The sequence below is a fragment of the Achromobacter animicus genome (assembly GCF_040775605.1).
Classification (GTDB): Bacteria; Pseudomonadota; Gammaproteobacteria; order Burkholderiales; family Burkholderiaceae_B; genus Achromobacter; species Achromobacter animicus.
The window spans coordinates 3,278,686-3,300,437 of record NZ_JAYGJK010000001.1; the positions used below are offsets into that span (position 1 = coordinate 3,278,686).

The 21,752-nt window shown below is 66.2% G+C and carries 24 protein-coding genes; 14 read left to right on the top strand and 10 right to left on the bottom strand.

The features are described from left to right. Window positions 1–23 precede the first annotated feature (23 nt). Window positions 24–950: a helix-turn-helix domain-containing protein gene (locus tag AB3147_RS14830; RefSeq protein WP_367352274.1), complete on the bottom strand. Its 927-nt coding sequence runs from the start codon at window positions 948–950 to the stop codon at window positions 24–26. Window positions 951–1,070: 120 nt separating this feature from the next. Beyond that, entirely contained in the window at window positions 1,071–1,970 is a 900-nt protein-coding gene (locus AB3147_RS14835; RefSeq protein WP_367352275.1) for an alpha/beta fold hydrolase, read from the bottom strand. A gap of 90 nt (window positions 1,971–2,060) precedes the next feature. Here AB3147_RS14835 and AB3147_RS14840 point away from each other — a divergent pair, with 90 nt between their 5' ends. From AB3147_RS14840 to AB3147_RS14850, 3 genes are read left to right on the top strand one after another with little or no spacing between them, the layout of a single operon-like run. Beyond that, on the top strand, window positions 2,061–2,447 hold the full coding sequence (locus AB3147_RS14840) for a MerR family transcriptional regulator (protein ID WP_175121381.1): 387 nt from the start codon (window positions 2,061–2,063) through the stop codon (window positions 2,445–2,447). 50 nt (window positions 2,448–2,497) lie between these two features. Then, window positions 2,498–4,246, top strand: coding sequence for a SulP family inorganic anion transporter (locus AB3147_RS14845; RefSeq protein WP_367352276.1), 1,749 nt, complete (start codon window positions 2,498–2,500; stop codon window positions 4,244–4,246). Further along, window positions 4,243–4,719, top strand: a complete 477-nt coding sequence (locus AB3147_RS14850; RefSeq protein WP_367352277.1) for a DUF1801 domain-containing protein — start codon at window positions 4,243–4,245, stop codon at window positions 4,717–4,719. Before AB3147_RS14845 ends, AB3147_RS14850 begins: the two co-directional genes overlap by 4 nt. A gap of 244 nt (window positions 4,720–4,963) precedes the next feature. Here the strand turns inward: AB3147_RS14850 and AB3147_RS14855 are convergent, their stop codons facing one another. After that, window positions 4,964–5,515, bottom strand: a complete 552-nt coding sequence (locus AB3147_RS14855) for an OmpA/MotB family protein (RefSeq protein ID WP_367352278.1) — start codon at window positions 5,513–5,515, stop codon at window positions 4,964–4,966. 150 nt (window positions 5,516–5,665) lie between these two features. Between AB3147_RS14855 and AB3147_RS14860 the strand changes: the two genes are divergently transcribed. Then, the gene (locus AB3147_RS14860; RefSeq protein WP_367352279.1) at window positions 5,666–6,103 is read left to right on the top strand and encodes a helix-turn-helix domain-containing protein; all 438 of its coding nucleotides are present in this window, start codon (window positions 5,666–5,668) and stop codon (window positions 6,101–6,103) included. A gap of 6 nt (window positions 6,104–6,109) precedes the next feature. On the opposite strand, the gene AB3147_RS14865 is transcribed toward AB3147_RS14860, so the two are convergent. Next, window positions 6,110–7,009 (bottom strand): LysR family transcriptional regulator, encoded by a 900-nt coding sequence (locus AB3147_RS14865; protein WP_367352280.1) that lies wholly within the window; start codon window positions 7,007–7,009, stop codon window positions 6,110–6,112. 173 nt (window positions 7,010–7,182) lie between these two features. Between AB3147_RS14865 and AB3147_RS14870 the strand changes: the two genes are divergently transcribed. The 4 genes from AB3147_RS14870 (at window position 7,183) to AB3147_RS14885 (ending at window position 10,748) form a co-directional block, all read left to right on the top strand. After that, complete coding sequence (locus AB3147_RS14870) at window positions 7,183–8,115, top strand: aromatic alcohol reductase (protein ID WP_367352281.1); 933 nt, start codon at window positions 7,183–7,185, stop codon at window positions 8,113–8,115. Between the two features lie 170 nt (window positions 8,116–8,285). Further along, on the top strand, window positions 8,286–9,557 hold the full coding sequence (locus AB3147_RS14875; protein ID WP_367352282.1) for a SorT family sulfite dehydrogenase catalytic subunit: 1,272 nt from the start codon (window positions 8,286–8,288) through the stop codon (window positions 9,555–9,557). 14 nt (window positions 9,558–9,571) lie between these two features. Next, window positions 9,572–9,946, top strand: a complete 375-nt coding sequence (locus AB3147_RS14880) for a SorU family sulfite dehydrogenase c-type cytochrome subunit (protein ID WP_239212768.1) — start codon at window positions 9,572–9,574, stop codon at window positions 9,944–9,946. A gap of 145 nt (window positions 9,947–10,091) precedes the next feature. Further along, the gene (locus AB3147_RS14885) at window positions 10,092–10,748 is read left to right on the top strand and encodes a hypothetical protein (protein ID WP_367352283.1); all 657 of its coding nucleotides are present in this window, start codon (window positions 10,092–10,094) and stop codon (window positions 10,746–10,748) included. 6 nt (window positions 10,749–10,754) lie between these two features. Here AB3147_RS14885 and AB3147_RS14890 read toward each other — a convergent pair whose 3' ends face one another. Continuing rightward, window positions 10,755–11,084, bottom strand: coding sequence for a YciI family protein (locus AB3147_RS14890; RefSeq protein ID WP_367352284.1), 330 nt, complete (start codon window positions 11,082–11,084; stop codon window positions 10,755–10,757). Window positions 11,085–11,288: 204 nt separating this feature from the next. Here AB3147_RS14890 and AB3147_RS14895 point away from each other — a divergent pair, with 204 nt between their 5' ends. Continuing rightward, window positions 11,289–11,888 carry a hypothetical protein gene (locus tag AB3147_RS14895; protein ID WP_367352285.1) on the top strand — a complete coding sequence of 200 codons (600 nt, stop codon included), beginning with the start codon at window positions 11,289–11,291 and terminating at the stop codon, window positions 11,886–11,888. Between the two features lie 9 nt (window positions 11,889–11,897). Here AB3147_RS14895 and AB3147_RS14900 read toward each other — a convergent pair whose 3' ends face one another. Next, window positions 11,898–12,449, bottom strand: coding sequence for a sugar O-acetyltransferase (locus AB3147_RS14900; RefSeq protein WP_367352286.1), 552 nt, complete (start codon window positions 12,447–12,449; stop codon window positions 11,898–11,900). Window positions 12,450–12,495: 46 nt separating this feature from the next. Continuing rightward, complete coding sequence (locus AB3147_RS14905; protein WP_175121363.1) at window positions 12,496–13,638, bottom strand: citrate/2-methylcitrate synthase; 1,143 nt, start codon at window positions 13,636–13,638, stop codon at window positions 12,496–12,498. A gap of 130 nt (window positions 13,639–13,768) precedes the next feature. Here AB3147_RS14905 and AB3147_RS14910 point away from each other — a divergent pair, with 130 nt between their 5' ends. The 5 genes from AB3147_RS14910 (at window position 13,769) to AB3147_RS14930 (ending at window position 18,818) form a co-directional block, all read left to right on the top strand. Beyond that, complete coding sequence (locus tag AB3147_RS14910) at window positions 13,769–14,722, top strand: 2-hydroxyacid dehydrogenase (RefSeq protein ID WP_367352287.1); 954 nt, start codon at window positions 13,769–13,771, stop codon at window positions 14,720–14,722. Window positions 14,723–14,750: 28 nt separating this feature from the next. Then, window positions 14,751–15,449, top strand: a complete 699-nt coding sequence (locus AB3147_RS14915; RefSeq protein WP_367352288.1) for a fumarylacetoacetate hydrolase family protein — start codon at window positions 14,751–14,753, stop codon at window positions 15,447–15,449. A 57-nt stretch (window positions 15,450–15,506) separates the two neighbouring features. Next, window positions 15,507–16,271, top strand: coding sequence for an SDR family oxidoreductase (locus tag AB3147_RS14920; RefSeq protein WP_175121360.1), 765 nt, complete (start codon window positions 15,507–15,509; stop codon window positions 16,269–16,271). A gap of 82 nt (window positions 16,272–16,353) precedes the next feature. Beyond that, window positions 16,354–17,328: a Bug family tripartite tricarboxylate transporter substrate binding protein gene (locus AB3147_RS14925; protein WP_175121359.1), complete on the top strand. Its 975-nt coding sequence runs from the start codon at window positions 16,354–16,356 to the stop codon at window positions 17,326–17,328. Window positions 17,329–17,912: 584 nt separating this feature from the next. Beyond that, a complete protein-coding gene (locus AB3147_RS14930) occupies window positions 17,913–18,818 on the top strand; it encodes a hypothetical protein (RefSeq protein WP_438861021.1) in 906 nt (301 codons plus the stop codon). Between the two features lie 35 nt (window positions 18,819–18,853). Here AB3147_RS14930 and AB3147_RS14935 read toward each other — a convergent pair whose 3' ends face one another. The 3 genes from AB3147_RS14935 to AB3147_RS14945 form a co-directional block, all read right to left on the bottom strand. Then, entirely contained in the window at window positions 18,854–20,017 is a 1,164-nt protein-coding gene (locus AB3147_RS14935) for a GGDEF domain-containing protein (RefSeq protein ID WP_175136366.1), read from the bottom strand. A 242-nt stretch (window positions 20,018–20,259) separates the two neighbouring features. Then, a complete protein-coding gene (locus AB3147_RS14940; protein WP_056561644.1) occupies window positions 20,260–20,739 on the bottom strand; it encodes a VOC family protein in 480 nt (159 codons plus the stop codon). Between the two features lie 124 nt (window positions 20,740–20,863). Then, window positions 20,864–21,742, bottom strand: a complete 879-nt coding sequence (locus AB3147_RS14945; RefSeq protein WP_175136365.1) for a PhzF family phenazine biosynthesis protein — start codon at window positions 21,740–21,742, stop codon at window positions 20,864–20,866. Window positions 21,743–21,752 lie beyond the last annotated feature (10 nt).

Here is a 21,752-nt window from a genome sequence, read left to right on the forward strand (position 1 = left end):
GCTGGCGGCCGCTGAGCGCTATCTCAAGCCCCGTGTTCCCTGCGCCACGCCCCGGGCGCCACCCCCACCACACTGGTGAACACGCGCGTCATATGCGCCTGGTCGGCAAAGCCGCACAAGAGCGCGATGTCGGTGATGGACGGGCCCGGTGCGCGCAGCAGTTCCTGCGCCTTTTGCACCCGCTGCTCCAGCAGCCACCGATGCGGCGTAGTGCCAACCGTCTGGCGGAACGCCTTGATGAAATAGCTGCGGGACAGATTGCAGGCCTCGGCGATATCTGCCACGGACGCGTCCTCGCGCCGGGACGCCAGCAGCATGTCCTTGGCGCGCGCCTCCAGCTTGCGGGACAGCACGCGGCCCCCGCCCGAGTCGGCCCAGCCGCTCGTCGCCCCGGCCCCGTATTGCGACAGCAGATGGGTGCCCAGGGCCAGACTCAAATGATCCACGAAGAGTCCACTCGTCTGCGCGGGATTCGCCACCACGCCCGCCAGCACCTGCGACAGATGGCCCAGCACCGGATCGGGCTGCCCATTGCGCGGCAGCAGGCTGCTGACACGCGGGCCGCCCTTCTCGTCGTTGATGCGTTCGATGAACGCGCGGGGCATTTCGACCAACATGAAATCGAACCCGCCTTGCAGGTCGGCCCGGTAATCGTCGGTGAAGTCGCGGATGTAGATTGAACCCGCGTCGAAATCATGGGTCGACGCGTGATTGCCCTGCAGGATGCGGCGACGGTGGCCGCCCCGCAGCGCCACGCCCACCAGAAACCCGCGATCCGACGCGGGCGTTTCGACGCTGCCGAATTGCGCGGTTTCGGTGCGCTTGCGGTAGAACGTCAGTCCGCCTCCGTGGAATTCCTGATTCACAGCCAGCTTGCTGGCCGAGCAGCCCAGCGTGTCGGTGGACCGCGCGGGCGTGGGTTCGGGAATCAGAAGCTGGGAGGCGGGCATTGACGCGGTCCAAATCGGGGCAAACGCATTTCGGGGTCGAAGATAGCAGGCGATGCTGCTTCGCAACAAGCAACATTTGGCAAAAGCAGCTGTCGCGAGCCCCCCGCTTCATCCATCCCGTCAGGGTGTCACGACGCTGTCAACAAACGCAGCCAGCTCCCGGTTGAACCTGTCCGCCTCCTCCATGAATGGCGCGTGCCCGGATGCCGCATAGATCTTGCTGCGCACGTGCGGGTTCAGCGCCCTCGCCCGGTCGATTGACGGCGCCGGCTGCACCAGTGCGTCCTTCGCGCCGTAGATCAGCAGCAAAGGCTTGCGCGCCGAGCCGAGGCCACGCGCCGCCTCGACCGTCATCGATTGCACGGCGGCCTGCATGTCGAAGGACGCCATGGCGGCATTGGCCAGGAGCCGTTGGAAAGTGACGCCATCGGGCGCTTGCGCAAAGCACAGGCCGATAAACTCACGCTCCGCGTCCAGGTGGGTCTTCAGATCCGGCGACACCATGTCCCGGTATAGGGCAGGATGCGGTGCGATCTGCTCGGGATCCAGCTCGATCACACCCCCCACATAGACGGCGCCCGCAATCTGCGCGTCACCGTAAGCGGCAAGGTAGTTGGTCGTCACCGCGGCGCCCAGCGACCAGCCGACGACGACGGGATTTTGCGCGCCGGTCGCCGTGATCACTGCCGCCAGATCGTCCGCCCAGCGCCGGCCGTCGGTGTACGCCGCCGCGTCCACCGGTTTGCCCGACAGACCGTGACCCCGCAGGTCGTAAGTTATCAGCCGATACCGCTGCAGCGCCGGGCTGGCAAGCTGGGCCTCCCAGTTCAGGTGGCTACCCAGCAACCCGTGTACGAAAACGACCGGCGGACCCGCGGCATTGCCGGCCTCCTGGACGGCGAGGGCCACGCCATCAGGCGCCGTGACGGTGTAGTGCCGGGATTGGGCGTTGGCGGCCACGGAGACTGCCATGAACAAGGCTGCTGCCGCCACATGGCGAAAAAAGGTTCTGCGTTGCATGGATGATGCATCCCGAAGATTGAAGGGAGCGCCAGTTTCAACCCTCACACCTATGTCAAAGTCAAGCACCAATCTGCTACGCTTTCCCGCATGAAAACGCCCCCGCCTCAAACACCCATGTCGATCGGCGAGCTCGCCCGCAAGACCGGCGCAAGCCTGCGTTCGCTGCGCCACTACGACGACCACGGTCTTCTTGCGTCGGCACGGGCGGACAATGGGTATCGCACATTTCCCGCCGCCGCTGTGACTCAGGTCCGGCAAATCCAGCGCCTGATCGCCTCCGGGTTCACGTTGGCGGAGATCCGCGGATTTCCCGATTGCATGCGGCTGATCGAAGGCGCGGCGGCGTGCCCGGAGACGTCGGAGGTGCAGCGCCAGCGGTTGGCGTCCGTGGAGCGTCAGATCGCCGACCTCGAGCGCCGCCGCGCTCGCCTGCGACAGATGTTGGAAGATACCGGCAACCCTTCTCCGCCATGATGCGCGCAGAACTCCCTAACCCGTAGCGCACGCGTTTGCACCGGGATTCCATGTCCACCTTGACGCCCCGCTCCCCTGCCAAGCGCGCGCCGAACTGGTTGCGCTGGCTGCCCGGCCTGGCAATGCTCAAGTCCTATCAGGCAGGTTGGCTGCCCAAGGACGTCGCGGCCGGCCTGGTCCTGACAACCATGCTCGTGCCAGTCGGCATCGCCTATGCCGAAGCCTCTGGCGTTCCGGGCGTCTACGGTCTGTACGCCACCATCATTCCCATGCTGGCCTACGCGCTGTTCGGCCCAAGCCGCATCCTGGTGCTGGGGCCCGACTCCGCATTGGCCGCGCCCATCCTGGCGGTGGTGCTCAGCGTCTCCAACGGGGATCCGATGCGGGCCATCGCCGCGGCCAGCATGATGGCCGTCGTCTCCGGGCTGTTCTGCATCGTGCTGGGCCTGATGCGGCTGGGCTTCATCACCGAGCTTCTGTCCAAACCGATCCGCTACGGGTACATGAACGGCATCGCGCTGACTGTGCTGGTCAGCCAGTTGCCCAAGCTGTTCGACATCTCCATCGACGACGCCGGCCCTCTGCAGGAAATGCAGCAACTGGCGCTGGCCGTTGCCGACGGGCAGACCCATGGGCCAAGCTTCGCAGTCGGCGCGGCAAGTCTGGCGGTGATTCTGCTGCTCAAACGCTTTGATCGCGTGCCGGGCATTCTGATTGCGGTGATCCTTGCCACGCTGGCGGTCAAGCTTTTCAGCCTGGACGCGCAAGGCGTCAAGGTGCTTGGCGAAATTCCGCAGGGACTGCCCAGCCTTGCCTGGCCGTGGCTCAGCAACGCCGATCTCGTCAAGATCGTGCTGGGCGGCTGCGCGGTGGCGCTGATTGCGTTTGCCGACACCAGCGTGCTGTCACGCACCTATGCCGCGCGCACCCACACGCGGGTGGATCCGAACCAGGAAATGGTGGGACTGGGCGTGGCGAACCTGGCGGCGGGGTTTTTCCAGGGCTTTCCGATCAGCAGCAGCGCGTCGCGCACGCCGGTGGCCGAAGCAGCCGGCTCGCGCACGCAACTGACCGGCGTCGTCGGCGCGCTGGCCGTGGCCGCGCTGCTGATCGCCGCGCCAAACCTGCTGCGCCACCTGCCCAACAGCGCGCTGGCCGCGGTCGTGATCGCCGCCGCCATCGGCCTTTTCGAGTTCAAGGACCTGCGGCGCATCTACCGCATTCAGCAATGGGAGTTCTGGCTGTCGATGCTGTGCTTTGCCGCGGTCGCCGTTTTTGGGGCGATACCCGGCATCTGCCTTGCGGTCGTCATCGCCGTCATTGAATTCCTGTGGGACGGCTGGCGCCCGCACTTCGCGGTGCTGGGCCGCGTGCCGAACCTTCGCGGCTATCACGACCTGAAGCGCTATCCGAATGCCGCACTGATCGACGGACTGGTGCTGTTCCGTTGGGATGCGCCCCTGTTCTTTGCCAACGCCGAGCTCTTCCAGCAGCGCCTTCTGGAAGCCGTCGAGGCATCGCCCTCGCCCGTGCGGCGCGTGGTCGTGGCTGCTGAACCCGTCACGAGCGTCGACGTCACGTCCGCGGACATGCTGCGCGAGCTGTGCGAAACGCTGTCTCGCGAAGGCATCGCGTTGCACTTCGCGGAGATGAAGGACCCCGTGCGGGACAAGCTCAAACGCTTTGAGCTGTCCCGTCTGTTCAGCGACGACCATTTTCACCCGACGGTCGGCAGCGCGGTGGACGATTATCTGGGGCGGGAAGACCCGTTCCCGGACCACAGAGAGCACCATCCATGACGCAAAATGCAAATTCCGCGCCGACTCGAAAGACCGGTAGAGCGCGCAACCCCGCAACGAAGGCGGCGCCCGGCGAAGTCGTCCTGCTCTCCGGCGGCAACCCTCAGATCCCAAAGGGAGATGGCGACGACCCCGTGCAGGCCTACATCGCCGCGATGCCCGGCTGGAAATCGCCTATCGGCAAACGCATCGACGCCCTGGTGGAAGCAGCTGTCCCCGGCGTCGCCAAGGCGGTCAAATGGAATTCGCCTTTCTACGGACGCCCGGGCGAAGGCTGGTTCCTGAGCCTGCACTGCTTCACGAAGTACATCAAGGTAACGTTTTTTCAGGGGGCTGCGCTGCGGCCCATCCCCGCTGGAAAATCGAAGTATCCGCAGGTGCGCTACCTGGACATCCACGAAGGTGCATTCGACGAAGCGCAGTTTTCGGACTGGGTCCGGCAAGCCAGCAACTTGCCGGGCGAAAAGTTGTGAATGGCGCCGTGCCGGGCGACATCAACCCCGGCGACGACGCCGCGCCTGGTACACCTGGAACGGGCCAGGTGCCCTGCCCCGCTTTTCACGGCAGCGGCAGGATCGAGCAAACCCGCTGCGCGACGTGCGGCGGAACGGGCAAGGTGGTGCGCGGCGTCGGCGGCGCGTGACTCGGCGAGTGTGATGCAGCGGGGCCAGGAGGAGCGCTCCTGGCCGCTTTGAACCCGCCCGCAAACGAGCCGGTTTAAGGACGACGCGCGGCTGTGATCACGATCTCCACTCGCCGGTTCTTGGCCCTGCCCTCAGGCGTCGAGTTGCTGGCTACCGGCCGCGCCTCACCGAACCCCTCCGCGGACACCGAGTTTGGCGATACGCCCTTGGCGATCAGATAACGCGCCACGTTGTCCGCGCGCGCCGATGACAGCTCGAGATTGGAGGGAAACTGCCGCTTCAATGCCGGCCCGATGGGCTCGTTGTCGGTGAACCCTTCGACGACGATCTGCTTGCCTTGCAGATTGGAAAGCGTGGGCGCGATCTTGGCCAGCGTCCTCTCGCCGTTGGAACTTAGGCTCCACCCGCCTTCGGGAAAGAGAATCTCGTTCACCATGGTGACCTTCAACTCGTCCTGCAATTGCGTAATCTGCACTTGGTCGCCGCGTAGTTCGGCCGAGAGCTGCTTATTGAGGGCGGAATACTCGGCTGCCAGTTGCGCCTCTTTGTCGTAGGTCTGCTTGGTCACGCAACCCGAAACCGCCAGCACGACGCACAGCGCCAGGATGGTTTTGTGTAGTCTCATTGCGATTCTCCGTCAGGTTTGTAAGCCAAATAAAAAGAGGCCTCGCCCTTTGTTGGCTTAGGTAATATCCGAAGGCACATCACTCCGATTTCTGCCAGGCAGGAAGCGCGCTAGCAGATTCTCGCAACTACACGCGAAGAATAAGCACAAGTGAATGACGCCACTACTCATATGACGCCAACCCCGGTCCCGCCGGGCACGGTTGCCGGTGTGCAGGGGCCTGCGCCGGAATCAGCCGCAAGCGCGGACTGCGATTATCTGGTCACCGTCATCTGGCACATCCGCATCCAGATGCAAGCCGGCGCCGTCTCTATCGACACCACGGCCAAGGCGATGGGCACCAGCGTGCGCACCCTGCAACGCGTACTGCGCCGCGACGGCGGCGTCAGCTTTCGTCAGCTCTCCAATACCGCGCGTCTGCGTCGTGCTCAAGACCTGCTACGCGAAAGCACCGTTTCCATCACGCAGATCGCCATGGACTCTGGTTATTCCACACCGGCTAATTTTTCCCGGGCGTTCAGGAAAGCGAGCGGCGTCGCGCCGCACGAATACCGGCAGGACGCGATGGCGAGCAGTGTCGCCCCGTGACGATCATCACTCCGCCAACACGGGCCGGCTGATCTCCAGCACCCACTGCACGAACGCCTTCACCGCCGCGGTCGCACGCGCCTGGGGATAGACGATGGAAAGCTGCACCGGCTCGCAGCGCGCATCGGCCAAGACCTCGCGCAGGCGGCCGCTGCGCAGATACGGAGACGCCGCCAGCGCCGATAGTTGAATCAGGCCCAGACCCTCCAGGCCGCAGTGCAGATACGCCTCGGTCTCGTTGACCGCATAGCGGCTTGGCAACGCCATCGACACGTTTTCACCGTCGACTCGGAACCGCCAGTCCAGCGGCCGGCCGGTGGCGTTGGACAAATAGTTGACCACCCGATGCGCGGACAGCGCTTCCACCGATTTCGGTTCGCCGAAGCGGCCCAGGTATTGGGGCGACGCGCAGGTCACCCATACCAGGTGACCAAGGCTGCGCGCCACCAGCGTGGAATCGGTAAGCTCGCCGCTGCGGATGGCGCAGTCGATACCTTCATAGATCAGGTCGGCCGGGCGATCGCTCAGGCCCAGCACGACCTCGACGTCGGGAAAACGCGCCTCGAACTCGACCAGCCTCGGCACCACAATCGCGCGGCCAACCACGCCGGGCATGTCGACGCGCACGCGGCCGCGGGGCGCCTGGATCGCGGCGGTAACGTCATTCTCGGCGTCGGCAATATTGGCCAGGATGGCCTGGCACGCCTGTAGATAGCGCGCACCGGCATCGGTCAGGCTCAGGCTGCGGGTGCTGCGATGCAGGAGCGGCGTGCCCAGGTGGGTTTCCAGGTTCTTGATCATCGTCGTGACCGACGACCGAGGCAGCGCCAGCGATTGCGCGGCCTTGGTGAAGCTGCGCGCCTCGACGACCCTGACGAATGCCGCCATCGCTTGAAGTTTGTCCATGAGCCGATCCCGACGATAGAACGTGCGCCGCATGCGGCGGGAAGGTCCCGATATTACCAACGCATATTGGCCGCGAATGCGCGCTGCGGCGCGTTGTGAATTCCGTCACGGCGAACAATGGATGCCCTGCCCGCTCCTACACTGCAAGCCACTTTTTCTGCTTGAGGCATCCCATGATTCAACACAACGCCATCCTCGTTTTGGGCGCGGGCCAGCTTGGCATGGCCGTGCTGCGCAACCTGGCCCCGCGTGTCGCCAAAGGCCAGTTGTCGGTCCTGTTGCGCGCGTCGACCGTCGATTCCAACGATCCCGCCAAGCGGCGCGATCTTGCCGAGTTGCGTGGGCTGGGCGTCGGCATCATCGAGGGCGATCTTGCCCAGCAATCCACGGAGGCGCTCGCAGCCACCTTCCGCCGCTACGATACGGTCGTCTCATGCACGGGCTTTGTCGGCGGACCCGGCGTTCAACGCAAGATCGCCCGCGCTGCGCTGGACGCGCGCGTCAAGCGCTTTGTGCCGTGGCAGTTTGGCGTGGACTACGACGTCATCGGCCGGGGCAGCCCGCAGGACCTGTTCGATGAGCAGCTTGATGTGCGCGACATGCTGCGCGCCCAGCGCAACACTGAATGGATCATCGTTTCGACGGGCATGTTCACGAGCTTTCTGTTCGAACCCGCGTTCGGTGTGGTGGATCTGGCCGCCAACACGGTGAACGCGCTGGGCAGCCTGGACAATGCGGTCACGCTGACCACGGCCGAAGACATTGGCGCGCTGACCACCGAGATCCTGTTCACACAGCCCCGCATCGCCAACCAGGTCGTGCATGTCGCGGGCGACACCCTCACGTACCGGGCGGTCGCGGATGCCTTGGACCGCCTGCTGGAGCGCAAGGTCACGCGGCGCGAATGGCCGGTGCCGGAGCTGCTGCGCGCACTGGCGGCCGAACCTGACGATGCGATGCGCAAGTATCGCGCAGTGTTCGCGCAGGGCCGTGGCGTGGCGTGGGACAAAGCACAGACCTTCAATGCCCAGCGCGGTATTGCCGTTTGCACTGCCGAACAATGGCTTCGTTTGCACCAGGACAGATTCCGTTCTCTGCGCCCCTGAACCAATATCCGAAAGTCTTATATCTGAAATGACCGTAAACCTATAGTTCTTTAGAACCCGTTGACATAAAGAGGGGCATTGCCGATGATGCGGAAGGCCGCAAGCGCTGGGCCGCCATAAGCACAACACCGCGCTCGCGCTGCGGGACGCGGCAACCAGAGAGGCAAGCCATGGAGACAACCCCACGCAACCCCGCACGGCGCCGCCTGTTGGCCGGCAGCGCCAGCGCCCTGGCCGCGGCCGGTCTGGGCGCCAGCGGCATCGCGCGCGCCAGCGATGCGCCCGCCAAACCCGCCGCCACCCCTGCAACTGCAACTGCGCCCGCAGCGAAACCGGCCGCCGCATCCACGGCCAAACCCCTGCCGCCTTACGCGGCCTGGAAAGACGCCGACAGCGTCATCGTGCACAGCGCCAACACCATCGAAACGCGCCGCAGCGCGTTTGGCGACGGCATCATCACGCCGTCGCGCCAGCTCTATGTCCGCAACAACCTGCCGCCGCCGGACGCGGCCATCCTGGACGATCGGGACGGCTGGAAGGTCGAGATCCAGGGCGTCAAGCAGCCGCGCACGCTGACCGTGGGCGACCTGAAGACGCTGGGCGTGGAATCGATCGCGACGGTGCTGCAGTGCTCGGGCAACGGCCGGGGCTTCTTTCCCCACAAGCCCAGCGGCACGCCGTGGGAAGTGGGTGCGGCAGGCTGCGTGATGTGGACGGGCGTGCCGGTGCGCACGCTCGTGGAATACCTGGGCGGCCTTGATGGCACGCCCGCCTTCATGACCGGCACCGGCGGCGAAGTGCTGCCGGAAGGCCTGGATCCGAAATCCCTGCTGGTGGAACGCTCGGTGCCGCGCGAGGCCATGCAGGACGCCATGCTGGCCTGGGAGATGAACGGCGAGCCGCTGTCACTGGCCCACGGCGGCCCGTTGCGGCTGATCGTGCCGGGCTATACCGGCGTGAACAACGTCAAGTACATCAAGCGGCTGGCGTTCACCGCCGAACAAAGCCCCGCAAAGATCCAGCAGACCGGCTATCGCCTGACGCCGATGGACGCCAAGCCCAGTCCCGACCAACCCTCGGTCTGGGCGATGGAACCCAAGTCGTGGATCAACGCACCGGGCGCAAATGGTCAGGCCGTGAAGGCCGGACGCGTGGTGGTGCGGGGTGTTGCCTTTGGGGGCATGCATGCGGTCAAGCGCGTGGACGTGTCCATCGATGGCGGCAAGACCTGGAAGCAGGCCGCGCTGATCGGACCGGACCTCGGCAAATACGCATGGCGCCAGTTCGCGCTGCCGGTGGAACTGACAGCGGGCCAGCACATGCTGGTCAGCCGCGTCGAAGACACGCAAGGCAACGTGCAGGTGGAGAACCGGTTCGAGAACGCGCCGGGCTACATCAACAGCAGTTGGCGCGACCACGGTCTGGCCATCAACGTGTCTTGAGGATGGCGGAATCGATGCAAAGCCGTTTCTTCAAGCCGAACCCCGCATCCCGCCGCCTGATCGGGCGGCGGACGCGCAACCTCTGCGCGGCGGGCCTGTCGTTGATTGCGGGCGCCACGGCGTGGGCGGCGGAACCGCCCAATGCCGAGGCGGGCCGCGCCTTGTTCCTGAAGTCGACGACCCCGGCCTGTGCCGTCTGTCACACGCTGGCGGATGCCGGCGCGGCCGGGACCATCGGGCCGAACCTCGATGAGCTGAAACCCGACGCCAACCGCGTCACGCAGGCCGTGCGCAATGGGATCGGCGTCATGCCGGCATTCGAGGCGTTAAGTGACGCGGAGGTGCAGGCATTGGCGCAGTATGTGTCGGGCGCCACCGGCGCGCAGTAGCCGGCCCGCAAACCATCACAGGAGGACCGCCGGGCAGCCTTGCGCTGCCCGGTGTCTCTGCGCGCATCGGGACCCCGATGGCGGTCATGTTAGGCTTTTCGCCGGCCGATCTTCCGGCCTCAATCACTCCGCCGACAAATCCTCCATGACGCTCCGACCGCTTGCATTGCTGTTTGCCGCGCTTGCCCTGTCGCCTGGTCTCCACGCTCAGACCGAGTCTCACGCAGTTGCCTGGACGCCCGCCGGCCCCACGGCCTGCCGCTTTTCGGGCTGGACGACCAATGCCAAGCCCGCCATCCCCGTGCGCGCGTCGGCATCTGCCAGCGCCAAGCAGCTCGGCGCGCTGCCGACCACGCGCGGCGACAGCCCGGATCCCGAAGTCGACCTCTACAGCGTGACCTTCGACGTGACGGAGGCGCGTGACGGCTGGCTGAAGATCAGGAACGCCAGCGACGCCATGAGCGGCAGCGACCGCAGCCCGCCGCGGCCCGTCTATCAAGGTGAAGGCTGGATCGCCGCCGGGGATGCGCAAGTCGGCATCCAGTCGGCGCGGGGATATGTTCGCCCGGACGCCGGCAGCGAACGGTTGCTGGACCTGGGCAGCGACTGGTTGACCGAGCGCGCCACCTTGCGCGGCATCGTCGCGTGCGACGGCGAATGGCTGCTTTTGGATTACGAGATGCGCCACAGCGCAACATTTGAACTGCTGGCCGAGACGGACCGCACGCGCGGACGCGCCTGGTTTCGCGGCGTGTGCGCGTCGTCCGAGACGACTTGCGACATGCGGTCGGTCGACCAATAACGCGCGCTACCGCTGTTCCAGCGGCCACACTTCCACGACGCCGTGCGCCACGGCACACGGCGTGCGGGACACCTTTTCAATCGCGTCGTCCAAATCAATCGCTTCGATAACCGCAAAACCCGCAAGCGGCAGCGGCGCGTTCATGAACGGTCCCTGCAACGTCTCGACACCTGCCGCGTCCGGATTCCGCACCTGCACCGGCGTTCCCGCGACGCCCATCAGCACGCCCGCGTGCTGCAACGCGGCATCATGCGCATGCGCAGAATCACGTATGGCTTTGTCTGTGCGGTCATAGCCCTGCTGATCGCCATAACCGATCGTGATGAACATGGGCATGGTCTTTTCCTTTGACGTGGCTGGCGCGCGGCGCCCGTCCCGAAGGTTTTAACACTGCGCGAATGCCTGCCTGTCCGGTCGCCGTGCTGCCGCAGGCGCTGTGCGACCCGTTCAGCATTTCCCGTCCGCCCCGGTCTGATCCACCCTTGACACGCTACCGACCAACTAGTAGATTGGCCCATCGCTCAGCCCACCCAGACGCCCATGCTCCCTTCCCCAATCGCCTCGCCCGGCGCGGTCAGAACCGACGATGCCAGGGATGCATACCGCACTGAACGCGTGGGCGCCCAGTTGCGCGCAGATCGCGTCGCGCGCGCGCCGCCGACGCCGTTCCAGCGCATTTACGCCGCACGTGCGCCGGCCCTGGCTACCAGTGCCGCGCAGCGCCCCCGGGTGCCCGCGGATCACAACCTGACTCCGCCCGCGGACCTGCTGCACGACGATTACACGGCGCACTGCCTGAAGCTCGCCGTCCAGGCGTTTCATGCGCAGCTGGCAAGGCTGGACGCGCGCACGGCAGCGGCGAATCAAGCCGTGAAAGACGAGCAGACCCGCCTTGAAGCGCGCGCTGAGGCGGAGCACGATCTGGGCTCGATCGACGCGCTGCTGCTGCTCCAGTCATATCGGAATGCCGCCGGGATTCCCGCCGTGCTGGCGCCCGCGCTGCCAGCCGTAACGGGCGCGCCGCCGCTGACAGTTGCACCGGTTGCCGCGGCCGCCAAGACACGGGGCGCAACGGAGCACACCGATGGCGCCGGCTACCCTCCCCGCAGACCGCGCAAGCCCACCTCTGACGACCGCTAAGGCGTCCTTCTATCCCCTTACCCGCGCCGGATTCCCCACCACCTTCGCCCCTGCCGGCACGTCGCGCGTTACCACGCTACCCGCGCCGATGATGGCGTCATCCCCCACCGTGACACCCGGCAGGATGATCGCGCCACCGCCGATCCACACCTGCTTGCCGATGTGCACGGGACGGCCGAATTCCAGCATCGCGCGGCGCTGCTCGGGATCGTGCGGATGGTCCGCCGTGTAGATCTGCACGGCCGGGCCGATCTGCGTGCCGTCGCCGATCGTGACTTGCACGACGTCAAGGATCACGCAGTTGAAATTCATGAACACGTTTGCGCCCAGCGAGATGTTGTAGCCGTAGTCGCAATGGAACGGCGGGCGGATCAGCGCGCCCTCGCCCACGCTGGCAAGGCGCTCGCGCAGGAGCGCGTGCCATTGTTCGGGCGGCTCGCCCAGCAAGGCGTTGTACCGCTTCATCCAGGCGCTGGCGGCAAGCTGGTCCGCCTGGATCTCGTCGTCGGCGGCCGTGTAGAGGTCTCCTGCCAGCATCCTCTGCTTCTGCGTACGTGTCATGGCTGATCTCCTGTCCGGATCAGCCAGCATACCGAAGATTGCCGGACTAGGCCGCTTGCGGCACGACGCCCACATAACGTCCGCGCGGCCGGATGACTTGCGCGACGCTGAGCTGCTCCAGGCAATGCGCCAGCAGGCCGATGCTGCGCGCCGTGGCAAACAGTCCAAAGGCCGCATCGTCCGGCAGCTTGCAGTGCGCCGACAGCGCGGCCAGCGCCACGTCGATGTTGGGATGCAGGCCGGTCAGTTGCGTGGCCTTGTCGATGAAGCGCGTGATGACCTCGGCCGGCTCAAACTGCGCCAGCAGCGCCGCCGCGCGCGGATCGCCATCGGGATACAGATGATGGCCGAAGCCCGCCAGCGGCAGGCCCGTGGACAGGTAGTGCGCGATGACCTGATCTTCGCCCTGACGCGCCACGTCGTCGAACAACGCGCGGACGCGGCCGGAGGCGTCGCCGTGCAACGGCCCGGACAAGGTGGTCAGTCCCGACAGCAGGCACGCCGGCAGCGACGCGCCGGTAGAGGCCGCAATGCGCGCGGCAAATGCCGAACTGGTCAGTTCGTGGTCGACGAGCAGGACCATCGCGGTGCGCAGCAACTCGGCGGCTTGCGGCGACAGCTTCCAGGCTTGCGCAAACCGCAGATGCAGCGGCCGCTTGCCGGGCTGCGCGCCAAACGCGTTGGCCAGTTGGCCGACCAGGCTCTGGCATTCGGTGTGGAGGACGCGCGTCATGCGGCCATGCGTGGAGTGCCCGGTGGCGGCCAGCGCCGCCAATGACGTGAACGCCGCGACGCGGCCCGGCGATGCCACGCGCGCAGTGCAAGAGAAGTCCGCCTGCTGGTCCGAATTCCACAGCAATTGCGCGGCCTCTTCCAGGCTGGCCGATCCGGCCAGCGTGACCGCGTCCTGGCCGCGGTAGTACAGGCGTTGGCGATGAAAGGTGGAGATGGCCGTGGGGATGCTGGGCTCGGCGCCGAACAGCGTGTTGGTGGCCAGGGTTTCGTGCTTGCGACCCGCCTGCTTGCGCTTGGCCAGCCCCGCGACGTCTTCGGCGCGGTAAAGACTGCGGCGCGTGTCGGCCGGGTCGGGCATGACCTCCAGCTTGCCGCGACTGACGTAGGCGTAGATGGTCTGCGGCCGCACGCCTAGCTGGCTGCACGCTTCGGCCATTGAAATCCAGGTACCCATGATCTTCTGTAGCAAAGTTTATATGTTGATTTTATAGATCAATATTGCTTTACAAATCAATCATTAAATACCATGGAATCCATGTTCAACGCGGACCCGCAGCCGGTCCCCCCACCAGAGCCGAACCGACATGAAGCCTCAGGTCCTGCAACTCAATCCCATCCTGATCCCGGCGGTCAACAACGAGCTTGCCTCGCTGTACCAGGTGCACAAGTTCTTCGAGATCTCCGATCAGGCGGCCTGGCTGCGCGAGCACGGCGCTCGCATCGAAGCCGTCATCACCGGCGGCCACACCGGCATCTCGCGTGAGATGCTGGAACAGCTGCCCGCCGTGAAGGTGGTGGCGGTCAATGGCGTGGGCACCGACGCGGTGGACCTGGCGTACTGCCGCGGCCGCGGCCTGCCGGTCACCGCCACGCTGGGCGCGTTGACCGAAGATGTCGCCGACCTGGCGATCGGCCTGCTGATCGCAGCCTGCCGCAACCTCTGCGCGGGCGACCGCTTTGTGCGGGAAGGCCTGTGGGAGCAGTTTCCGTCGCCCAGCGCCATTCCGCTGGCGCGCCGCTTCAGCGGCATGCGCGTGGGCATCGTGGGCATGGGCCGCGTGGGCCGCGCCGTCGCTACCCGGGCGGCGGCCTTTGGCTGCCAGATCCGCTACACCGACCTGCGCGCCATGGACGACGTGCCGCATGAATTCGTGCCGGACCTGATCGCGCTGGCCCGCGCCTCCGACGCGCTGGTGCTCTGCGCCGCCGCCGACAAGGCCGAGGGCATCGTCAATGCCGCCGTGCTGGACGCGCTGGGCCCGCAGGGCTTCCTGGTCAACGTGGCGCGCGGCCGGCTGGTCAACGAGGCCGACCTGACCGAGGCGCTGGTCGCCGGCCGCATCGCGGGCGCGGGGCTGGACGTCTTTGTGGACGAGCCCCGCGTGCCGCAGGCGCTGCGCCAGTCGGATCGCACCACCCTGCAGGCGCACCGCGCCAGCGCCACGTGGGAGACGCGGGCGGCAATGGGCCAGATGGTGCTGGACAGCATCGCGCAGGCGCTGGCCGGCGAGCGTCCGGCGTTGAGCCTGACGACCTGAGCCGCAAGGCACATCTTCGACGACTGCCATGACCGACCTCGTCTTTCCCGCCCTTGCACCAACCACGTTGCCGATCGCCGGCAGCGCGGCCCGTTTTCCCGTCGCGCGCGTGTTCTGCATCGGCCGCAACTATCGCTGGCTGCCCGACGAAGCGCGTCCGGCCGAGATGCCGGCGTGGTTCATGAAGCCCACCAGCGCCGTGTTCCCGGCCACCGGCGCGCTGCCCTATCCCGCGGACACGGCGGACTACTGCCATGAGATCGAGCTGGTCGTGGCGATTGGCCGCGGCGGCAAGGACATCGCTGCAGATGACGTCGAAGCCCGCCATATCTGGGGTTACGCCGCCGGGCTGGACATGACCCGGCGCGATCTGCAGCAGCAGGCCAAGCGCGCGGGCGGTCCGTGGGAGCCCGCCAAGGCCTTCGATCATTCCGCGCCGTGCACCGCCATCGTGCCTGCTGACGCCTGCGGCCATCCCCGCGAAGGCGCGTTGTGGCTGTCCGTGAACGGAGTAGACCGCCAGCGCGCCGACGTATCCGGCCTGCTGTGGTCCGTACCCGAGCTGGTGGCGATGCTGTCGCGATCCGTGGCCCTGGCGCCCGGCGACCTCGTCTTTACCGGCACGCCCGCCGGCGTCGGTCCCTTGGGCCCTGGCGATGTCGTCAGCGCGGGCGTGGCCGGCATCGGGGACCTGACGATGACCGTTGCCGCGCCCCGCGTCGCCTGACGCCGCGCCGATTCTTTCAACATCAATAACCATCCAATCCGCCCAAGGAGCCTTCCCTTGAACGACAGCACCACCCAGAAAATTGCTCTGGTCACCGGCGCAGGCAGCGGCGTCGGCCGCGTCACCGCCATCGCCTTGCTGAACGACGGCTGGACCGTCGTGCTGGCCGGCCGCCGCGCCGATCCCTTGCAGTCGCTGCAAGCCGAGGCTGCCGCGCGCGGTCAGACCGCGCTGGCCGTGCCCACCGACGTCACCAGCCCGGAAAGCGTCGAAGCGCTGTTCAACACCATCGAAAGCCGATTCGGCCGGCTGGACCTGCTGTTCAACAACGCGGGCGTCAACGCGCCCGCCGTGCCGATGGACGAACTGCCGCTGGAAAAGTGGTTCAACGCCATCAACACCAATGTGACGGGCGTCTATCTGTGCGCGCGCGCCGCCTTCGGGCTGATGCGCCGCCAGACGCCGCAGGGCGGCCGCATCATCAATAACGGTTCCATCTCCGCGCACACGCCGCGCCCCTTTACCGCGCCCTACACCGCCAGCAAGCACGCGGTCACCGGCCTGACCAAGTCGCTGGCGCTGGACGGCCGCGCCTACAACATCGTGGCGGGACAGATCGACATCGGCAACGCGATGACGGAGCTGTCCGAACGCATGACACGCGGCGTGCTGCAGGCCAATGGCACGGTTGCACCGGAGCCCATGATGGATGCCGTCCACGTCGCGAAAGCGGTGCGCCACATGGCGTCGCTGCCCCTGGACGCCAACGTCCTGACCATGACCGTCATGGCCAGCGCCATGCCCTTTGCGGGGCGCGGCTAAGGCCTTATCCGCGCCCCGGGGTGCAGCACACCCGGGGCGCCCCACAGAGTTGACTGAAGTTGACCACCCCGAGGAGACAAGCATGACCTTCAACACGCTGGCCAAGACCCTGGCCTTTTCGGCAGTCCTTGCCGCCGTGCCCGGCCTGGCCGCGGCGCAGAATTACCCCACCCGCCCCATCAGCATCATCGTGCCGGCCCCGCCGGGCGGCGGCATCGACATGATTGCGCGCGTCGTCGGCGAAAAGCTTTCGCAATCGCTGGGCCAGCCCGTCATCGTCGACAATCGGCCGGGCGCCTCCAACAACCTGGGCACCGCACTGCTCGCCAACGCCAAGCCCGACGGCTACACCATCGGCATCGTGGGCGGCAGCCACAACATCAACAAATACCTGTTCAAGAACCTGGGCTGGGACCCGCAGAAGAGTTTCGAGCCCATCATCTACACGCATGAAATTCCGCTGGTGTTCTCGGTCTATCCGAAGATCCCGCCCAAGACGCTGCCGGAATTGGTGGACTGGATGAAGGCGCATCCCGACGACGCCAAAGTCGCCACGTCGGGCCGAGGCAGCGCGCAGGAAATGGCCGCCGAGATGTTCCGCATGGTCAGCGGCGCGCCCATGCTGCTGATCCCATATAAGGGTTCGTCCGCCGCGCACCCTGACCTGCTGGCCGGCCGCACGGTGCTGTACATCGACACCCTGAGCGCGATGCAGGAACAGGTCAAGGCAGGCAACGTGCGCGCCGTCGCGGTGTCGACCGCCAATCGCACCAAGGCCCTGCCCGACGTGCCGACCGCGCAGGAGCAAGGCCTGAAGGGCTACGACGCCAACACCAACGGCGGCTTCCTGGCGCCGGCGGGCACGCCGAAGGAGATCATCGCCAAGCTCAACACCGAGATCAACGCGGTCCTCAAGCAACCCGCCGTGCGCGCCAAGCTGGAAGCCGCGGGCATCGAGGTCCAGGGCGGCACGCCGCAGGAATACGCGGCGGTGATCCAGTCGGACCTGGACAAGTGGGGCAAGGTGGTGAAGGAAGCGAAGATCGAGGCGGAGTGATGTTCGCCACGCATGCAAACGGGCGCGGCTAGGCCGTTGCCCTTTGCGCGCGCAGGGACGCGGTCCGATGGAGCCCGGATCGCGTCCTTTTCGCTATTGGCGCACAAGCGCCTGGCCGGCACTACGCCGGCCGCCGCAACTCCATCTCGGTCGCAACCCCGAAATATTGCCAAGGTAACAGGGCGTTAAGCGCCGTTTTGCCCAGTCCTGCGGCGTGGATGGCAGGCAAATACGGGTGTTTTTGCGCCCCGCCGTAAACGCCGCCGTGAATCGGCCGGCGATGGCTTCGTTACACGGCCGCCGCCCCCGCGCACACTTGCCTTGACACCCTTTATGTCCCCCTTCTATGGTCGAGGCCGCCAGCGATCTGGCACCCGAAATTCCCGTGCAGCCCGCATTGCGGCGCAGGTAAGCGCCCCAGGCACTGGCGCGCGCCGGCCGCTTCCGCCGATGGCTGCACATCGCGACAGAGAGAGAAGAAGGACATGGCGTCTACGCGCAAGTCAGAAGGAAAAGGTTTGCGGACGGGCAACGCGGCGGCCGCTGCGTTGCTGGTGGCGGCTATCACGGCCGCGTTTGCGGCGATGAGCCCCACGCCGGGCAATGCCGCGCAGGAAAAGGCGGCGGCACCGGCCGCAGCATCAACAGCCGTTCCTGCGGCTGCCGCAGCAACGGCTGCTGCGACCCCTGTCCCCGCCACGGCTGCAGCCAACGCGCCCGCCCCCGCCGCCAACGCCGCTGCGCCGATTGCGCCGCCCGACGCCGCCGCGGTCCTGTTCGCCATCCATCAGGTGGACAGCAAGGGCGCCCCTTCCGCCGACGTCGCCAACGGCAGCATCGCCACCTACTGGTTCGGCCATGCGTTCGAACTGGAAGGCACGCCTTACTACACCGGCTTCATCTGGGAAACCGCCGAGCGCTACGGCAAGCGGGGCGAGGACGACGTCGGTCCGATGACGACCGTGAATCTGGCCGAAGCCACCTTCATCCGCGACCCGGCATCCCCGGAAAGTCCCTGGAAATTCCGCGGCATGGAGCCGACCATCGGCGAATTCGGCGCCTACGAAAGGCCGCCGGAAGTCGACACCCAGCGCAAGCCGCTGGAGTACCGCACGGCATCGGGCAAGCTATTGCTGGCGGTGCCCACCGAAACCTTCGAGAACGGCATCACGATCAGCGGCTACGCGCTGCTTGTCTTCACGCCCCCGGAAAAGCGTCAGGACGAAACGGGCAATGTGTGGTCCTACGTGGGCAACGTGATCGCAGGCGAGGACAACGGGCCGGCCTGTGCGGACGGCGACGTCATGCCGTGTACGCGCAGCGAAGGTGAACTGGTCTTCAGCGCCACCGCGACCGCCGACCTGCCGCGCGTGACGGTGCAGTTCTCGGGCAACACGATCTCGGGTCCCGGCAAAACCCGCAAGCTGGGCCCCGGCGACGCCGTCATCTACGCCTACGACGCCACGCGCAAGCAGTACGTCGCGCAGTAGCCGATACCATCACCGTCCCGAAGCAACGCGGCCGTTCAGGCCGCGGCTTGCTCCCTGGTCCCGGCCACTTCCAGCCGGTTGCCACCCAGCGATTTGGCGCGGTAAAGCGCCTGGTCTGCGATGGCCAGCGCATCCATGATGGTGGGCGCGTCGCCGTTGAAACGCGCAAGCCCGATGCTGACCGTCGCAGCAATGCCGATGTTGTCGATCCGGTTGGAGACGGTCACGGCAAAGCGCTCGGCCATCGCCTTGCCCAGCGTATGGGCGCCCTTTGCGTCGTCGCCCCAAAGCAGCGCAGCGAATTCCTCGCCGCCGATGCGCGCAAGAATGGTGTCGTGACCCAGCACTTCCCGCGCGGTTTCGGCAAAGGACTTGAGCACCTGGTCGCCCGCCGCGTGCCCATAGCGGTCATTGACGGACTTGAAGTGATCCAGGTCGAACGCCAGCACCGACACCGCGCCGCGCCCTTCCTTGCCGTTCAGCATGCGCGCGCCCTGCTCGACGAACCAGCGCCGGTTGCCCAGGCGGGTCAGGTAGTCGGTCTGCGACTCCAGCAGCAGTTGGCGGTGCGTTTCGTCGCGGATGAGCTTGAGGAGCGTCATCGGCAGCACCACTGAATACAGCACGCCCTCGTAGATGGTGAGCTTGCCGGCCAGCGCCAGGACGGGTTGCGAGTCGAACCAGGGCAGGATGAACGCGCGGCCGGCGTAGAGCGCCGTATGCACGCCCGCAACGGCCATCACAATGTGCCGCGACCGGCGCGGCTTGAGCGCCTGGCAGCGGTACACCTCCCAGGCCGTCAATCCGCTGACGAGCGCAATCGGGACCGAGCTTACGTACGTCCACATCACGTCGAGCCAGCGCACGCCCCCGATCACCCAGGTCAGCCCCATGCCGATCAGCACGCAGAGCGACGTGCGCACATAGCGCCGACCGCTCAGCGCGGCAACGCCGTTGAGCACAAGCAGATAGCCGCCGAGGATAACGAGATTGCTCAGCGCCGCACCGCTGACGCCGGGAAGGTCGCGACGATATAACGCCGCCGCGCAGCCAAGCGCCAGCGTGGCGAAACCTGAAGCCAGGATGCGTAATTCCTTGCTGCGAGTGGGGTTGGCCCGCTGTTCCCAGAACATGAGGCCGGCGCTGACAAGCAGTGTTCCAACTGCCAGCAGGTACAGAGTGAGAAGATCGACGTACATCTCGAAAGTCAGGAGATTTCGCCGAAAACGCGCGGCGGCTGCGGGATTTTACGGTGAAAACGTGTCATTTCACCTTTTCCGGGTGCGCTTTTGCATCACGCACGGCAGCGCCCGAGCGCGTGTAATCCGACCCCAAAAATTTGTCCCAGGGGCAGATCATTTCTTGATCTGGCCCCCACACCGGCTGACTTCCAACCGATGGAACTTGCACGGGCCTCAGCCTACGTTGGCCGGCCGCGAACTCACCCCCGCCGTGCCGCTTCAATCGTCGCGATGTCGATCTTCTTCATCGTCATCATGGCCTCGAACGCGCGCTTGGCCGCCGCTTGATCCAGGTCCGTGACCGCCGCCAGCAGCGCCCGTGGCGTGATCTGCCAGGACAGTCCCCATTTATCCTTGCACCAGCCGCAGTCGCTCTCCTGGCCGCCGTTAGAGACGATGGCGTCCCACAGACGGTCGGTCTCTGCCTGATCGTCGGTCGCAACCTGGAAAGAAAACGATTCGTTGTGCTGGAAGGCGTCGCCGCCATTCAGGCCGACGCAGGGGATGCCCATCACGGTGAAGTCGACCATCAGGATGTCGCCCTGTTGGCCCGAGGGATAGTCGCCGGGTGCGCGGTGGACCGTGCCCACCTTGCTGTCGGGGAACGTCTTTGCATAAAAGGTCGCCGCTTCCAGGGCGTCGCCGTCGTACCACAGGCAAACGGTGTTTTTGCTGGCCATCGTGCTCCTCCTTGGCAGGAAAGTGATGCGCTTCAACCTTGCTGCAATGCGCGACGTTCAAGCATAGTCCACGCCGCGCCTGCCGAAAACCGGGCACGCATCGCGGTCATGCGGACCCCTGGTCTCAAACGGCAATGCGCCCGTCGATGCAGGTCACGGACTGCCCGCCCACGCGAATGGCGCCGCCCGCATCGAACGAGATGCGCAACCTGCCCGACCGCCCGACCACGGCGCCCTGCGTGCTGAGGTATTCCGTGCCGAACTGCGGCACCTGTCCGGCGTCGCGGATGAAAGCCGCCACCGAGCCGTTGCCGCTGCCGCAGACCGGGTCTTCGTTGGCGCCCAGGCTGGGCGCAAAGGCCCGGACCTCGATGGCCGCTTCCGCGCCTTCGCCGTAGGCGCCGTACACGACGATGCCCGCGGCATTGTTGCGGCGGTCGAAGTCGGCCATGCGTGCGAAGTCCGGTCCCAACGTCAGCACCGCCTGTGCGCTGGGCAGTTGGGCAATCGTCCATACCGGGCCCACGTTGACGAACTTGGGCGCTGGATCGTGCAGCACCGCCGAGCCCAGGATGGCTTCCATTTCGTCGACGAGATCGGCCCCAAGTTCGGCCAGGCTGGGTTCCGGCAGCGTGAAGGCGATAAGCGGGCTGCCACCCGCCGCATCCGTGACCGACAGTTCGATCAGGCCGGCGGCACATTCCTGCACGAGCCTGCCGTCACGCGCCGCGACGATGCCCGCCTCGAGCAGCGCATGGGCGGTGCCCAGCGTGGGATGCCCCGCAAAGGGCAGCTCGGCCTGGGGCGTGAAGATGCGCACCAGGTAATCGGCGCCGGGCTGCGTGGGCGGCAGCACGAAGGTGGTCTCCGACAGGTTCGTCCAGTTGGCGATGCGCCGCATCTGCTCGTCCGACAGCCCCTGCCCTTGCAGCACCACCGCGACCGGATTGCCGCGATAGGGTTCGTTGGTGAACACATCCACCTGCTTGAATGGCACGCTCATGTCCCGCTCC

Coding starts and splice junctions, on each gene's coding strand:
- AB3147_RS14885 (WP_367352283.1), top strand. CDS start 10,092: ATGACGCTCCGACCGCTTGCATTGCTGTTTGCCGCGCTTGCCCTGTCG.
- AB3147_RS14850 (WP_367352277.1), top strand. CDS start 4,243: ATGACGCAAAATGCAAATTCCGCGCCGACTCGAAAGACCGGTAGAGCG.
- AB3147_RS14835 (WP_367352275.1), bottom strand. CDS start 1,970: ATGCAACGCAGAACCTTTTTTCGCCATGTGGCGGCAGCAGCCTTGTTC.
- AB3147_RS14935 (WP_175136366.1), bottom strand. CDS start 20,017: ATGTACGTCGATCTTCTCACTCTGTACCTGCTGGCAGTTGGAACACTG.
- AB3147_RS14875 (WP_367352282.1), top strand. CDS start 8,286: ATGGAGACAACCCCACGCAACCCCGCACGGCGCCGCCTGTTGGCCGGC.
- AB3147_RS14940 (WP_056561644.1), bottom strand. CDS start 20,739: ATGGCCAGCAAAAACACCGTTTGCCTGTGGTACGACGGCGACGCCCTG.
- AB3147_RS14890 (WP_367352284.1), bottom strand. CDS start 11,084: ATGCCCATGTTCATCACGATCGGTTATGGCGATCAGCAGGGCTATGAC.
- AB3147_RS14880 (WP_239212768.1), top strand. CDS start 9,572: ATGCAAAGCCGTTTCTTCAAGCCGAACCCCGCATCCCGCCGCCTGATC.
- AB3147_RS14855 (WP_367352278.1), bottom strand. CDS start 5,515: ATGAGACTACACAAAACCATCCTGGCGCTGTGCGTCGTGCTGGCGGTT.
- AB3147_RS14930 (WP_438861021.1), top strand. CDS start 17,913: ATGAGCCCCACGCCGGGCAATGCCGCGCAGGAAAAGGCGGCGGCACCG.
- AB3147_RS14830 (WP_367352274.1), bottom strand. CDS start 950: ATGCCCGCCTCCCAGCTTCTGATTCCCGAACCCACGCCCGCGCGGTCC.
- AB3147_RS14845 (WP_367352276.1), top strand. CDS start 2,498: ATGTCCACCTTGACGCCCCGCTCCCCTGCCAAGCGCGCGCCGAACTGG.
- AB3147_RS14900 (WP_367352286.1), bottom strand. CDS start 12,449: ATGACACGTACGCAGAAGCAGAGGATGCTGGCAGGAGACCTCTACACG.
- AB3147_RS14865 (WP_367352280.1), bottom strand. CDS start 7,009: ATGGACAAACTTCAAGCGATGGCGGCATTCGTCAGGGTCGTCGAGGCG.
- AB3147_RS14840 (WP_175121381.1), top strand. CDS start 2,061: ATGAAAACGCCCCCGCCTCAAACACCCATGTCGATCGGCGAGCTCGCC.
- AB3147_RS14945 (WP_175136365.1), bottom strand. CDS start 21,742: ATGAGCGTGCCATTCAAGCAGGTGGATGTGTTCACCAACGAACCCTAT.
- AB3147_RS14905 (WP_175121363.1), bottom strand. CDS start 13,638: ATGGGTACCTGGATTTCAATGGCCGAAGCGTGCAGCCAGCTAGGCGTG.
- AB3147_RS14925 (WP_175121359.1), top strand. CDS start 16,354: ATGACCTTCAACACGCTGGCCAAGACCCTGGCCTTTTCGGCAGTCCTT.
- AB3147_RS14895 (WP_367352285.1), top strand. CDS start 11,289: ATGCTCCCTTCCCCAATCGCCTCGCCCGGCGCGGTCAGAACCGACGAT.
- AB3147_RS14870 (WP_367352281.1), top strand. CDS start 7,183: ATGATTCAACACAACGCCATCCTCGTTTTGGGCGCGGGCCAGCTTGGC.
- AB3147_RS14910 (WP_367352287.1), top strand. CDS start 13,769: ATGAAGCCTCAGGTCCTGCAACTCAATCCCATCCTGATCCCGGCGGTC.
- AB3147_RS14915 (WP_367352288.1), top strand. CDS start 14,751: ATGACCGACCTCGTCTTTCCCGCCCTTGCACCAACCACGTTGCCGATC.